This window comes from Listeria aquatica FSL S10-1188 (genome assembly GCF_000525795.1).
GTDB lineage: Bacteria > Bacillota > Bacilli > Lactobacillales > Listeriaceae > Listeria > Listeria aquatica.
In genome coordinates this window covers 1-13408 of record NZ_AOCG01000013.1, presented here as the reverse complement: position 1 = coordinate 13408, position 13408 = coordinate 1, and the positions used below count along the sequence as shown (strand labels likewise).

Below are 13408 nucleotides of genomic sequence, written 5' to 3'. Positions count from 1 at the left end.
GCTCATTTTGGTTCCCGGAAAAGACTATATCATTATTACGAAAAACACGATTGCTTCAGGTGGGAGAAAGTCTAAAAAAACAAAAACCGCAATGATTTGCCTTTTATTTAGGCGAGTCATTGCGGTTTCTATTTTTGATTTTTATTCGGCGGAATCCTTTTCCGGAAACATAAACACGATCAGCATTCCGAGTGCGACTTGTGTGATTCCCATTGCGGTTTCTTTACCATTCCACGACTCGGATTGCCACATGGCGAACCATTCGGAGCCGATTACGACAAAACCAACATACCAGATTAGGAAAATGAGGATGAACATCAAGTAGCCAGACCATTTTCGGGATTTGAATACAGCTGCTGGTTTTTTGTAAGCCCGCAAGAGATTGATGGCTGTGAACCAACCAAGGAAAGCGACAACACCTTCTGCGATGATAATCCCCCAGTAAGCGATGAGCCAGATTGTGTGATTATTGATTGAGCGCCACATTAAATCGTTCCCCTTGAACGTTGTATCCATTGAAAGAACGTGGCGGACAAATTCATAATTGGAATTGAAGTCCATCAGATTCCCCAAAAAGACAAATGTCGCAAAAAAACCAAATAGAAAGACAACGATGATTTGCATAATTCTTTGCCAGTTTAATGATTGCATGATATTTCCTCCTTTATTGACTACCTACTTGAGATTAGAACAAATTCGCCTAACTAAACCGGAACTAAGTAACGATTATCAAAGAAAACAATGTCCAATGTGTGAATATCTGTTTTTATTTGGCGTGAGCTTTTTGATTCGCTATACTAGAAAAGACGAGGAGGCAAGAGTGATGAACTGGCAAGAACTGATAAATACAGAAAAACAAAAACCTTATTTTCAGGAACTAATGGCATTTGTAGAGCAAGCTTATCAAACAGAAACGGTTTATCCTGCGAAAGAGGATATTTACAGGGCTCTTGAGCTAACGCCTTATGAGGACGTAAAGGTAGTTTTGCTCGGGCAAGACCCGTACCACGGCGAATCACAGGCACACGGTTTGAGCTTTTCGGTAGCCTCAGACAAAGCCAAATTTCCGCCATCTCTTCGAAATATGTTCAAAGAACTTGAAAGTGACCTCGGCATTAAGCGTACGAAACGCGATTTAACGGATTGGGCAGAGCAAGGCGTTTTGTTACTTAATACCGTTTTGACCGTTGATGGCGTTAAAAAAGCAGGATCACATCGCAAGAAAGGCTGGGAAACCTTCACCGATCAAATCATTAGCAGTTTAAACGACCGAGCGCAACCTGTCATTTTTGTGTTTTGGGGAAATGACGCGAAAAAAAAGGCTGCGCTTGTAACGAACTCGCAGCACAAAATTTTGATGGGCGTCCATCCAAGCCCACTTTCGGCGAATCGTGGCTTTTTTGGCAGCAAGCCATTCAGCCAGATTAATGCCATGCTTGAGGAGTTAGGAGAAGAGAAAATAAATTGGTAAGGCAAGAAACGGGGAGTTCGGTCAAGCCGCTTAAGGTGGGCTAGCCAAACTCCCCGTTTCTAGTTTACGAACGAATGTTCTTGTGATAAACTTGTAGAAAACGGAACGAGTGGTTAATGTGGCAGAGGTGCGAATTTCGGTGCGGCATTTAGTGGAGTTTGTGAAAAAATCTGGCAGCATTGATAGTCGGATGAGTGAGCCAGACCGGGCGGTTTTAGGAACGAAAATCCACAAAAAACTTCAAAAAGAAGCGGGTGAGGGCTATGAAAGTGAAGTTCCACTTGCCTTTGAATGTGAAGAAAAAGGGATCCAGTTTTGCATCCATGGTCGTGCTGACGGGATTGTGGACGGCGAACTGATTGATGAAATCAAAACAACCCATGTGGCGACGATAGATTTTGAAGGTGAAGGAGGCGAGGTTCACTGGGCGCAAGTGATTTTATATGGCTATTTTTATGCAGTCCAAGAAAAAAAAGAAAGTATTCGCTTGCGGCTGACTTATTTTCATCTTGAAGAAGAGGCTATTTCACGATTTGAACGTACGATGACACTTGCTGAAATGGAGCAATTTTTCAAGGAGCTAATTGAGGAATTTGCTGAATTTGCCAAATTGATGCATGATTTTCGGGAAGAGCGCAAGGAAACGATTAAGCACATTGAGTTTCCCTATCCAGATTATCGCAAAGGGCAACGCGAACTTTCGATTGCAGTTTACAGAACGATTGCTGCGGAAGAAAAACTTTTTTGTGAAGCACCAACAGGCATTGGAAAGACTATCTCGACACTTTTTCCAGCCATTAAAGCGATTGGTGAAGAGAAGACTGAGAAAATCTTCTATTTGACTGCCAAAACGGCAACCCGTCAAGTGGCAGAAGATGCCGTGCAGGAATTGAAACGACAAAAAATGCGTCTTAAAAGCACGACGATTACGGCGAAAGATAAAATTTGCTTTTTAACAGAACGCCGCTGTAACCCTGAGGATTGCGAATTTGCGCGCGGCTATTTTGATCGTATCAATTTAGCTTTATTTGACTTGTTAAAACATGAAGATACGCTTTCAAGAGAAGTCATTGAAGTGTATGCGCGGAAGCACACAGTTTGTCCGTTTGAATTATCGCTTGATGCTGCGCTTTTTTCAGATTTAATTATTTGTGATTACAACTATGTTTTCGATCCAACCGTTTATTTGCGACGCTTTTTTGCAGATACGAATGGTCGTTATACGTTTTTGATCGATGAAGCGCATAATCTCGTTGACCGAGCAAAAGAAATGTACTCGGCGGCGCTTTCTAAACGGCAAGTTTTGGATGTGTTGCGGAAAGTCCCTAAACAGGATAAAAAACTTCACCGGGCGCTTGATCAGCTGAATAAAAAAAATGCTAGAAATCAGTAAAGAAGTAACATCAGAGACAGGGGAATGGGTGCAAAAAGAGGCGCTCAAATCATTTAATGAAAAAGTTTATGCATTTCAGGAAGTCGCGCAAGAATGGCTTGGAAAAGAAATCTCAACTGATACGCATCAAGCAGTGTTGGAATTGTTTTTTGAAGCACGGTCTTACGGCAAGATTGCTGAATTTTACGATGAACACTATCAAACACTCGTGGAAGCAAAAAAAGATACCCAAATCAAACAGCTTTGCTTGGATCCGTCGAAGTTGCTCGCGGAACGAATGGAACTTGGAACGGGAAGCATCCTATTTTCGGCTACTTTTTTCCCCGCTCGACTACTATACAAAATTACTTGGCGGAAAAACGGATACGAGTCGATTGAGCTTCCCTTCGCCATTTCGGATGGAACACTTACAAGTTTTAACGCTATCCTATATCGATACCCGCTTTAAAGGACGGGCATCAAGCTACGCTTCAATTGCTGAAACGCTTTTTAAGATGGTTGAAGCTAAGCGTGGCAACTATTTATTTTTCTTCCCGTCGTATGCCTACATGGATGAGGTTTACAGACGCTTTTCGGATGCCCATCCAGATGTGGAAACACGTATCCAGGAGCCTAACATGCCAGAAGAAGCGCGAACAGAATTTGTGGAGGCTTTTCAGGAAGGGCACGCTGTAGCAGGATTTGCCATTTTAGGCGGTGTTTTTTCGGAAGGTGTGGATTTAAAGGGCACAAGGCTGATCGGGGCGGCCATTGTGAGTGTCGGTTTGGCGCAGCCAAACCGAGCGCTTGACCTTGTGAAGGCTTATTTTGATGAACGCGAGATGGCATCTGGGTATCGTTATGCTTATCAGATTCCTGGGATGAACAAGGTGCTTCAAGCGGCGGGGCGAGTGATTCGAGGCGAACAAGATCGCGGCATCGTGCTTTTAATTGATCAGCGGTTTAATGAGCCGCGCTACGTAAGCGAATTTCCGAGGCACTGGCAAAACTGGAAGTCCGTTTCTAGCCCAAAGGTTTTAGAACGGGAACTTGCACGCTTTTGGAACTTCGCGTACACTTTAGGGGACGGTTTTTCTGGAGAGGAGCAGGCGGAGAAGAATGATTAGACTAGTGGCAATTGATATTGACGGAACGCTTTTGAACGACCAGCATGAGATCACGGAGGAAGTAAAGCGGGCGATTGGAGAAGCAAAAAAACGAGATATCAAGATTGTGCTTTGCACGGGGCGACCGCTTGACGGGATTCACCAAAGTCTTGCGGAACTTGGTTTGCTTCGTGAAGGAGATGTAGCGGTCACGATGAATGGTGCGATGACGCTTGAAACGAAAACGAAGCGAGTTGTGGCAGATCAAGCGCTTAACAAAACAGAGTTAGAAGAAATTTTTGAGTTTTGCGATGCGCATTCGGCCCATGTGACGTATTTTGATGCGGAAAAAATGTATGTACCACACCGCGAAATTTCAATATTGACGGCGCGTGACTCTTTACTTTTGAATATGCCGCTTTATTCGCAACTCGTAAGCGAAGCGAGTGAGGCGATTCGAATTCCAAAAGTGATGCTACTTGATGAGCCGGAAAAAATTGAAGAAGTGATGGTGGCGCTTACGGGTGAGCTCAAGGAGCGTTATTATATTGTCCGCAGTGTGCCCTATAATTTGGAATTTCTGCATAAAAATGTAAGTAAAGGAGCGGCGTTACAAGCTCTTAGTGAAAAATGGGAGATTTTGCCAAGCGAAGTGATGTGTCTTGGCGATGCCGAAAACGATGTGTCAATGTTCGAATTTGCAGGAGTGCCAGTTGCGATGGGAAATGCGACAGAGAAAATAAAAAGCTTGGCGCGTTACATTACGAAAACCAATAATGAAGACGGTGTGGCACATGCGCTTCGAACTTGGGGTTTTTAAGGGCAGAGTTAATAAATGATAAAGTTTTTGGTCTGGAATTTAGAGTTCTGGACTTTTTTTTGTATTAACTTTCTTTTTTCTGTAAATTATGACCTATATATGTAATAAATTATATTTTTTTATAAAAAGCGTATAATTTTTCGTGAAAAAATACACAGGAGATGGAAAGGTGAAAAGATTACAGGAAATAGATTATCAGACATTGATTTATCTTTATGAAAGTCACGTAGAAAAAGATCGAGGCTATCTAAAAGCGCACTACCATAATTTGAAACGCTTGAATCGACACGGATTTTTAACGGTTGTTTACAATGGAGCAGGAGTCCCTTACTCTGTTATTTTAACAAGGAGAGCCTTAGAACTTTTTCGGAATCGTAAGCATTCGTATCATCGTTATGAGCGAAGAGAGCATCAAGAAATACAGCGAAAAAAAAGTCTGTAGAAATTCAATTCGTGATTTATCAAGTAAAAAACCTCAATGCAATACTCGCTATCTTACGCCACACTCTTCGTAAGCACACTGCTTGTAAAAACAAAAAATAGGATTTTTACTTCTTGTTTCTTTTAGGAAGCTAGTACATAGAGATAGATCTTATAATCTGGAATACAGATGAGCGAAACAATGGTATTACAAGCACTTAGTGAGAAACTGGAAGTTTTGATTGAACTTTTTTGTGATTTTTATGGCTAAAAGAATGTTTTGCTTTCTATGGATATGGGAAAAGTTGGAATAAGAATAATTGATCAAATTAAAAGAACAGAAACCGCTTAGTGAATCCACATATAAAATGGAATCTATAGCAATTCTGTTCTTTTTTGAGTTCTCTCCAAGATTCATATTTGTTGGTATAGTTTGTAACTTGTTTCTTCACGGTTAAATATGACATGAATACAAGGATATATGAGTCTACAGATAAATCATTTTCGAGTATCTTCATATAAACGGCCGATCAGTCGAATGAGTTCATTCATTTCCTCAGGAGTTAAACTAGAGCGATTCAAAAGAATATCAGGGAGATTATAAGATTCTTCCCGCTTGGATTTACCTAGGTCTGTAATAGTAATCCTAACAACACGCTCGTCTTCCTTGCTCCGCAAACGTTCGACCAAACCATGTTGTTCCATTCTTTTTAAAAGAGGAGTTAAAGTATTGCTGGATAAGTCCAATTTTTCTCCTAATTCTTTCAGTGAGACGGTTTTCAAATCATACAGTGTTACAAGGATTAAATATTGAGGATAAGTTAGGCCGTTTTTTTCTAAAGTAGGATGATAAAGACGCTGAATAGCGCGTGATGTAGCGTAAAGTGAGAAACAAAGATGGTCGCTTAAAGGCGGTAATTTCTTTTTAGAATTCATAAGATATGGCTCCATTTCTAGCATTTTTCTATAGTGTAGAACAAAAAAAATAATCACACAAGTTTAAATCCTTGACGATTTAATCGTGTGCGATTAAAATAAGTTTATAAATTTAAAGGAGTGGTTAATTATGACAAAGAGAATTTCATTAGAAAAAGAGGCAATTGAATTCAGTGAGGCAAATGCGCCTCATCCACGTATTTATGAATTAGACCCAAAAGATGGAAGAGCATTGCTTGAACAAGTACAAGAATCGCCGGTAAATAAGTACAATGTGGATATTGAAGATCAGTTAATGGACACTGGGGAATATGGTTCGATTAATGTTCGATTCATTCGTCCTGCTGGAAATTATGCGGTACTACCAGTTATATTTTACATACACGGCGCTGGCTGGGTATTTGGTAGTGCAAAAACACATGATAAGCTAGTTCGAGAACTTGCTGTTAGAACAAATTCCGTTGTTGTTTTTCCAGAATATACTTTGTCTCCAGAAGCAAAATATCCAACAGCGATTGAACAAAATTATGCGATTTTACAACAACTATCTGCCATTGCGGAATCTAAGAAAATGGATGTTAGTCGTCTAACAGTTGCTGGAGATTCTGTTGGAGGAAATATGGCTACTGTAATGACTATTATGACAAAACAACGTGCGGGGTTACCTATTAAACAACAACTACTTTACTACCCGGTAACGGATGCTAACTTTGATACGGAATCGTATAATGAATTTGCGGAAAATTATTTCCTCACTAAAGAAGGTATGCAATGGTTTTGGAATCAGTATACAACGAATGAGGAAGAACGCGCACAAATTACAGCTTCTCCACTAAGAGCTACTATTGATGAATTGAAAGATTTACCAGCTGCAATGATTTTAAATGGAGAAGCCGATGTTTTACGTGATGAAGGGGAAGCATATGCTCGGAAATTGCGAGATGCGGGTGTAGAAGTGACTCAAACAAGATTCCAAGGAATGATTCACGATTTTGTGATGGTCAATTCGTTAGATCAAACAAAAGCTGCACGCGCGGCAATGACTTTATCGACTGAGTGGGTTAATCGAAAAAATAATTTGTAATCATTTAGCTGTAACTTAGAACTCAAAAAAACGCTTATCTCTAAATAAAGATGTAGAGATAAGCGTTTTTTTAAATGGGAAAAATAGCGTAAAAAAAACGGATTAGGGTTTAGAAAATCATGATTCATTCTTAGAATAGAGGGAAGAATAAAGAGTGGTAAAAGATTGTAAAAGAAAACAAACTAGGAGGAGAACAATTATGAAAATCACTCAACTATCTATTGAAACTTTAGACCGGGCGCAAGAACGTTTTTTGGATACTTTAGAACAAATGAATATAGATGAAGCAAACACGATGCCAAAGCCACTCATTAAATCGGTCACCTGGTTGATTTGGCATACAGCACGTGAGCTCGATTATCAAGTTTCTGCTCTTGCAAACCAGGAACCCTTATGGCTGAGCGCAGGGTGGACGGATAAATTTTCTTTAGATTTACCAGATGATACGCAAGACTGGCAACATACGCCGGAGGAAGCGGCTAAAGTGGTCGTTTCGGATAAAAATTTGTTGATTGATTATCTGGAAGCAAGTGTGCAATTTGTAAAAGGATACTTGGAAAATGTAGAAGAATCTTCACTTGAAGAAATTATTGATAGAAGTTGGACACCTGCTGTGACACGTCAGGCTCGTCTAGTTTCGGCGATTGATGATGCAGTGATGCACTCTGGACAAGCGGTTTATACAAGAAGATTAGTGATCGGGAAATAATGGATATTAGTAAAAAGCTCAACCCTATGTGGTTGAGCTTTTTTACAATTGATTTTTTAAAAATTCTTTTAAGGAGTGATAGGCAGGAATATCGACATCCATATTGACGCGAATCATTTCTTGCGCCATCTTCGGCTTGATTCCAGAAAGTACCAGTTCGATTCCAGACAACTTAGTCACGCTGCTTAATTGGAAGAGCATTTCAGCAAGTGCGGTATCAAAAGTGGTACTCGCTGAAAGATCTAAGCAGAGGCTGTCGATCGAAAGTTCATTGCAACGCTTGATCGCACTTTCCATCAAATGTTGAGCACGCTCTCTATCTACTCGTCCCACAACAGGTAAAATAGCAATGTTATCCGTGATGGAGATAACAGGTGCGCTGATTTCATCAATGAATGAACGCTGGCTTTCAATGTACTCGACGATTTGTGTATAATACATCGTCGTGAAGTCACCGATGATTTTATCAAAAGCGCGATTAGCTTGACGAATAGTTTTGGCAAAATTTTCCTTTGTGATCTCAGCTTGTTTAATGGCTAAATCAGCGATAGCATTTAGTACCTGCTGTCTCAATTTGTCAAGTGTCATAATGACTTCAGGCAATGGGACATCATTTTTTATACGACGCTGATACATATGTTCTAGCCAGTTGTGTAAAGCAGTATTGAATTTTTCTTGGTCATCCGAGAAAAAATAGGTGACTAGGCACACGGTTTGTTTGCTATCAGCTTGTAATTCTGCCTTATAAAGTGGCTCGTAGACTGGGCTAGTATACGGAGTTTTCATAGAGTAGATGGAATCTAGCCATTTTTCAATGATATCATCCATATTTTCTAATAAATGTTGACTAATATATTTTTGCATTTCTTTCATTTTACGCCCCTACCTTTCTTGTTCTGTTCTCGCTTTTCCACTACGCTCCTCACCATTTTATGCTGAAATGGAGCAACTGTCTACGTTTTAAGCGTAAAAAAGACAAGAAAGTAACAATTTTGTTTTTTTGCTAAAAATACCGACGAGATTTATAAGTCGTGTTATAATAGGAAAGAATGAATGGGAAAGGAAGTTTTTTGTGGGACTACAAGCTGAATTAGAGGAACTGCAACCCGTTGTTATGAATCTGTTCAAACGCAGTAAGCGCGAAAATCGCTTATCGCATGGTTATCTTTTCCATGGCCCAAATGGCGTTGGGAAAAAGCGTTTGGCGCTTTGGCTTGCACAAAGTTTATTTTGTTTAGAACAAACGGATGAAGTTCAAGTTTGTTCACATTGTGTAAACTGCACGCGAATTGCAAATGACAACCACCCCGACGTTCACTGGCTTAAGCCGGATGGTGCGAGCATTAAGATTGATCAAGTTCGTGAAATACGTTCGGAACTCATGAAGCAAGGTATGGAATCCAATCAAAAAGTTTTGATTATAGATGAAGCAGATAAAATGACCGTTCAATCGGCTAACAGTCTGCTCAAATTCATAGAAGAGCCGGATGCTGGAACGCTCTTACTTTTTTTAACGACTAATCCAGCGAAAATTTTGCCAACGATTGCTTCAAGGCTTCAACCGGTTGCTTTTCGGGAACTTCCTTTCGAGCAGCTCGTGAAAAAGTTAGAGCAAGTTGGCATCAGTCAGCAAAAAGCACGTATTTTTGCGAGCTTAACAGGAAGTATTCAGGAAGCAAAACGGCTTAATGAAGATGAATTTTTTCAAGAAGCGCGAAATGCGTCTGTGAAATTATATGAAGGATTACACCACGACGGGCCGGAACCACTGATTTTTATACAAGAAACGTGGATGCCGCTTTTTTAAAGATAAGGTAGCTCTTGCTGTAGGCCTTGATTTGCTGTTACTGCTTTACCGGGATGTCTTTCATTTGATGCTCGGGGAAAGTTATGAGCCGATTTCAGCAGGACAAGCCGAACTTTTACGGCGCGATGCGCTTCGATTTTCGCTTCAAGCGATCACGCAAGATATGGAAACAGTTTTAGAAGCCAAGAGAAAACTCGATTCCAATATGAATCAACAGCTTTTGATGGAAGAGCTGGTATTAAAGCTTAAAGGGGGTCATTTATTTGCTTAAAGTCGTAGGCGTCCGTTTTAAGGATGCTGGTAAAATATATTATTTTTCGCCTGGCGATCTAGAGATCGAACAAGATCAAGGGGTGATCGTTGAAAACGCACAAGGAATTGAATTTGGAAGAGCGGTTATCGAACCGCGTATGGTAGACGAAGAAGATGTTGTGTTACCACTCAAAAATGTTATTCGTATCGCGACAAAAGAGGATTATCAATCGGTCAAGGAAAACAATATTTCTTGCGAAAAAGCGTTTTTGCTTTGTGACGAAAAAATTCGGGAACATGAAATCGAGATGAACTTGGTGGATGTCGATTATACATTTGACCGCAATAAAATTATTTTCTACTTTACAGCAGAAGGTCGTGTCGATTTTCGTGAGCTTGTAAAGGATCTTGCGTCCGTTTTTCGGACACGAATTGAACTTCGGCAAATTGGTGTGCGTGATGAAGCGAAGCTGCTTGGCGGAATTGGACCTTGCGGACGGATGCTTTGCTGTTCAACGTTTCTTGGAGATTTTGAGCCGGTTTCGATTAAGATGGCGAAGGATCAAAACTTGTCGCTCAATCCAACGAAGATTTCTGGACTTTGTGGGCGGCTGATGTGCTGCTTGAAATATGAAAATGATGAATACGAAGCGGCGAAACGTGAAATGCCAGATGTTGGCACAAAAGTGATGACACCAGACGGAGAAGAAGGAAAAGTGACAGGAATCAATTTGCTGAAGCGTGTTTTACAAGTGCGTCTTCCAGATGAAGAACTTGCACTCGAATACGAATTAGATGAATTGCGTCCATATAATGAATTTCTAGCTGAGAAGGTAAAGTCTTGAGGTGAAGAAAGTGGATAAAAAAAGCATTGTTTGATTCAGTAAGCAATATGGAGGAACAAATTGGAGAACTTTACCAGCAGCTTGGCGAATTAAAGACCAATTTAGGGAGTATGCTTGAAGAAAATAGCCGCTTGCAAATTGAAAATGACTATTTAAGACGGCGTTTAGGTGAGGAAAGTGTTGCGGGAACGGAAGGCGAGAGCGAAGGTGTCATGGCAGAAGAACGCAAGGAAGCCATGCAGCAAATGATTGAGCGGGGCGAAGGACACGATAATTTAGTCAAGCTCTACCAAGAAGGTTTTCATGTTTGCAATATTCACTTTGGCAGTCCGCGGACAAATGATGAAGATTGTTTGTTTTGCTTATCTTTGTTAAATAAAAAATAAACAGAACGCCTCTCTCAAGTTTTGCTCAAGGAGAGAGGCGCTTTTTTAAAGGTGAGAGAAAGATGTTAAAGGGTGACGAAAGACTGGATTATCTACTGGCAGAAAACATGCGGATCATTCAAAGTCCAACAGTGTTTTCGTTTTCGCTAGATGCTGTTTTATTGGCACATTTTACTTATCTACCTGTGCGCAAAGGGAGTATTGTTGACCTTTGTAGCGGAAACGGGATTATTCCGCTTTTGTTAAGTAAACATACAGAAGCCCCGATTACGGCGGTTGAAATCCAGCCGCGACTTGCAGATATGGCACGACGAAGTGTAGCCTACAATAAATTAGAAGACCAGATCACGGTACTTGAAGCGGATATTCGGAATACAGCGCCAGCGCTTCAAAAAGAGAAGCATTCGCTAGTTACTTGTAATCCACCTTATTTTGCGAGCCTTGAAACGAGCAAATTTAATGAGAATGAGCACTTTCGGATTGCGCGCCATGAAGTGATGTGTACGCTTGAAGATGCTGTTCGGGTCAGTTCAGAGCTCCTTAAGCAGGGTGGGAAAGCAAGTTTTGTTCACAGGCCGGAACGCTTGCTTGAATTAACGCAGTTGATGCAGAAGTACCGATTAGAACCCAAGCGAATTCAGTTCGTGCACCCACTAGAAGGGCGTGATGCCAATATGGTGCTCGTTGAGGGAACAAAAGATGCCAGGCCTGGCGTTCGCTATTTGCCGCCGATTGTGGTTCATCAAGAAGACGGCGAGTATACAGCAGAGGTGAAGGAGATTTTATATGGCAAAGTCGAATGAACATTTTTTCTATGTGCTAAAGTGCGCGGATGGCACATTTTATGGGGGTTATACGACGGATGTATCACGGCGCGAAGAGGAGCACAATGCGGGGATCCGCTGCAAATATACGAAGACACGCCGGCCGGTTCATGTGATTCACTTTGAGAAGTTTGAAACGAGAAGTGAAGCAATGAAGGCGGAAGCGGCATTTAAAAGCTTGTCACGCAGGGCGAAAGAAAGTTATCTGAAAGGGAAGGCGGAGTGAAGATGCAAAGTCAAAAGAGTTTCCAAAATCAAGATGCAGGGACGCTTTATTTGGTGCCAACTCCGATTGGTAACCTGGAAGATATGACGTTTCGCGCTGTCAGAATGCTCAAGGAAGTGGATTTGATCGCCGCAGAAGATACGCGAAATACGATCAAGCTGCTCAACCACTTTGAAATTCATACGAAGATGGTGAGTTACCACCAGTATAGCGAGCGAGAACGCGAAAACGAGCTTGTCGAACAACTGCAAAATGGAGAAACGATTGCGCTTGTGAGCGATGCAGGCATGCCAGCCATCTCGGACCCCGGTTACGAACTTGTCGCAAAAGCCTTGCAAGAAAGGGTACCCGTTGTGGCGTTGCCAGGGGCAAATGCGGCTCTTACAGCCCTGATCGCATCAGGTCAGCTTCCCCAACCGTTTTATTTCCATGGGTTTTTACCTCGCAGTTCTAAGGAACGTGACGAAACTCTTGCAAAGCTTGGAAAGCGCAAAGAAACTTGGGTTTTGTATGAATCACCGCACAGGCTGAAGGAAACGCTCAAGGCGATTTTGAAGGCAGTAGGTCCAGAACGCGGGATTACGCTTTGTCGCGAGCTTACGAAGGTTTATGAGGAGTATTTGCGCGGGACAGTGGAAGAAGCGCTGGCGTGGAGCAAGGAAGAGAATGTTCGCGGCGAATTTTGTCTTGTTGTTGCGGGAAGCGGTGTGGAAGAAGTCGATGAAGAAGCGGCTTGGTGGCAAGAACTTTCTGCCCGAGAACATGTGGAAAAGTTGATTACGCGTAATGGCATCAGTTCGAAAGATGCAATCAAACAAGTGGCCAAGGAACGCAATCTGCCAAAACGTGAAGTTTACGCGGCTTACCATGAAATTGAATAAAAAACCAAAGCTGACCAGATAATGGTCAGCTTTTTTTGCGGAAAATGATACAAGGTAACGAAAAAATACATACGAAGACTATTATACTAGAAAAGGAGGGATTAGATGAATAAGAAGAAGTATATTAAAAAAATATTTAACCAGATTAGATCAATATGATAAAGGAACAACGATTAGCTGGAACAAACTGAGCGAAGAAGAGTTGAATGCTTATTCGAAGGCTGACGCTTGGAAAAGAAGATTCCGAAAAGCTATTCGCTGGATTTCTA

General features: G+C 41.3%; 13 protein-coding genes and 2 pseudogenes. 12 read left to right on the top strand and 3 right to left on the bottom strand.

Annotated elements, in window-relative coordinates; genetic code table 11:
- Positions 1–141: 141 nt before the first annotated feature.
- Entirely contained in the window at positions 142–651 is a 510-nt protein-coding gene (locus MAQA_RS10580) for a DUF2165 family protein (RefSeq protein ID WP_036073803.1), read from the bottom strand.
- Between the two features lie 172 nt (positions 652–823).
- Between MAQA_RS10580 and MAQA_RS10575 the strand changes: the two genes are divergently transcribed.
- The 4 genes and pseudogenes from MAQA_RS10575 to MAQA_RS10560 all read left to right on the top strand — a co-directional run bounded on the left by MAQA_RS10575 (position 824) and on the right by MAQA_RS10560 (position 5211).
- Complete coding sequence (locus MAQA_RS10575; RefSeq protein WP_036073800.1) at positions 824–1471, top strand: uracil-DNA glycosylase; 648 nt, start codon at positions 824–826, stop codon at positions 1469–1471.
- 118 nt (positions 1472–1589) lie between these two features.
- Positions 1590–3970, top strand: a pseudogene (locus MAQA_RS10570) (helicase C-terminal domain-containing protein).
- Positions 3963–4769, top strand: coding sequence for a Cof-type HAD-IIB family hydrolase (locus tag MAQA_RS10565; protein ID WP_036073797.1), 807 nt, complete (start codon positions 3963–3965; stop codon positions 4767–4769). Before MAQA_RS10570 ends, MAQA_RS10565 begins: the two are co-directional and overlap by 8 nt.
- 169 nt (positions 4770–4938) lie before the next feature.
- Positions 4939–5211 carry a hypothetical protein gene (locus MAQA_RS10560; RefSeq protein ID WP_036073794.1) on the top strand — a complete coding sequence of 91 codons (273 nt, stop codon included), beginning with the start codon at positions 4939–4941 and terminating at the stop codon, positions 5209–5211.
- A gap of 476 nt (positions 5212–5687) precedes the next feature.
- On the opposite strand, the gene MAQA_RS10555 is transcribed toward MAQA_RS10560, so the two are convergent.
- Complete coding sequence (locus MAQA_RS10555) at positions 5688–6125, bottom strand: MarR family winged helix-turn-helix transcriptional regulator (protein ID WP_036073792.1); 438 nt, start codon at positions 6123–6125, stop codon at positions 5688–5690.
- A 130-nt stretch (positions 6126–6255) separates the two neighbouring features.
- Between MAQA_RS10555 and MAQA_RS10550 the strand changes: the two genes are divergently transcribed.
- The gene (locus MAQA_RS10550; protein WP_036073789.1) at positions 6256–7209 is read left to right on the top strand and encodes an alpha/beta hydrolase; all 954 of its coding nucleotides are present in this window, start codon (positions 6256–6258) and stop codon (positions 7207–7209) included.
- 199 nt (positions 7210–7408) lie between these two features.
- Positions 7409–7918 (top strand): DinB family protein, encoded by a 510-nt coding sequence (locus MAQA_RS10545; RefSeq protein ID WP_036073787.1) that lies wholly within the window; start codon positions 7409–7411, stop codon positions 7916–7918.
- 42 nt (positions 7919–7960) lie between these two features.
- On the opposite strand, the gene MAQA_RS10540 is transcribed toward MAQA_RS10545, so the two are convergent.
- Entirely contained in the window at positions 7961–8791 is an 831-nt protein-coding gene (locus tag MAQA_RS10540; RefSeq protein WP_036073785.1) for an STAS domain-containing protein, read from the bottom strand.
- Positions 8792–8990: 199 nt separating this feature from the next.
- Here MAQA_RS10540 and holB point away from each other — a divergent pair.
- The 6 genes and pseudogenes from holB to rsmI all read left to right on the top strand — a co-directional run bounded on the left by holB (position 8991) and on the right by rsmI (position 13139).
- Positions 8991–9996 (top strand): annotated as a pseudogene (gene holB, locus MAQA_RS10535) (DNA polymerase III subunit delta').
- Entirely contained in the window at positions 9989–10822 is an 834-nt protein-coding gene (locus tag MAQA_RS10530; RefSeq protein WP_036073783.1) for a PSP1 domain-containing protein, read from the top strand. The pseudogene holB and the gene MAQA_RS10530 overlap by 8 nt, the downstream one beginning before the upstream one ends.
- Positions 10823–10869: 47 nt before the next feature.
- A complete protein-coding gene (locus MAQA_RS10525; protein WP_052008580.1) occupies positions 10870–11208 on the top strand; it encodes an initiation-control protein YabA in 339 nt (112 codons plus the stop codon).
- A gap of 62 nt (positions 11209–11270) precedes the next feature.
- Complete coding sequence (locus MAQA_RS10520; protein WP_036073778.1) at positions 11271–12011, top strand: tRNA1(Val) (adenine(37)-N6)-methyltransferase; 741 nt, start codon at positions 11271–11273, stop codon at positions 12009–12011.
- The gene (locus MAQA_RS10515; RefSeq protein WP_036073776.1) at positions 11995–12258 is read left to right on the top strand and encodes a GIY-YIG nuclease family protein; all 264 of its coding nucleotides are present in this window, start codon (positions 11995–11997) and stop codon (positions 12256–12258) included. The genes MAQA_RS10520 and MAQA_RS10515 overlap by 17 nt, the downstream gene beginning before the upstream one ends.
- A gap of 2 nt (positions 12259–12260) precedes the next feature.
- Positions 12261–13139 (top strand): 16S rRNA (cytidine(1402)-2'-O)-methyltransferase, encoded by an 879-nt coding sequence (gene rsmI, locus MAQA_RS10510; protein WP_036073774.1) that lies wholly within the window; start codon positions 12261–12263, stop codon positions 13137–13139.
- Positions 13140–13408 lie beyond the last annotated feature (269 nt).

Coding starts and splice junctions, on each gene's coding strand:
- MAQA_RS10580 (WP_036073803.1), bottom strand. CDS start 651: ATGCAATCATTAAACTGGCAAAGAATTATGCAAATCATCGTTGTCTTT.
- MAQA_RS10575 (WP_036073800.1), top strand. CDS start 824: ATGAACTGGCAAGAACTGATAAATACAGAAAAACAAAAACCTTATTTT.
- MAQA_RS10565 (WP_036073797.1), top strand. CDS start 3,963: ATGATTAGACTAGTGGCAATTGATATTGACGGAACGCTTTTGAACGAC.
- MAQA_RS10555 (WP_036073792.1), bottom strand. CDS start 6,125: ATGAATTCTAAAAAGAAATTACCGCCTTTAAGCGACCATCTTTGTTTC.
- MAQA_RS10550 (WP_036073789.1), top strand. CDS start 6,256: ATGACAAAGAGAATTTCATTAGAAAAAGAGGCAATTGAATTCAGTGAG.
- MAQA_RS10545 (WP_036073787.1), top strand. CDS start 7,409: ATGAAAATCACTCAACTATCTATTGAAACTTTAGACCGGGCGCAAGAA.
- MAQA_RS10540 (WP_036073785.1), bottom strand. CDS start 8,791: ATGAAAGAAATGCAAAAATATATTAGTCAACATTTATTAGAAAATATG.
- MAQA_RS10525 (WP_052008580.1), top strand. CDS start 10,870: ATGGAGGAACAAATTGGAGAACTTTACCAGCAGCTTGGCGAATTAAAG.
- MAQA_RS10520 (WP_036073778.1), top strand. CDS start 11,271: ATGTTAAAGGGTGACGAAAGACTGGATTATCTACTGGCAGAAAACATG.
- MAQA_RS10515 (WP_036073776.1), top strand. CDS start 11,995: ATGGCAAAGTCGAATGAACATTTTTTCTATGTGCTAAAGTGCGCGGAT.
- rsmI (WP_036073774.1), top strand. CDS start 12,261: ATGCAAAGTCAAAAGAGTTTCCAAAATCAAGATGCAGGGACGCTTTAT.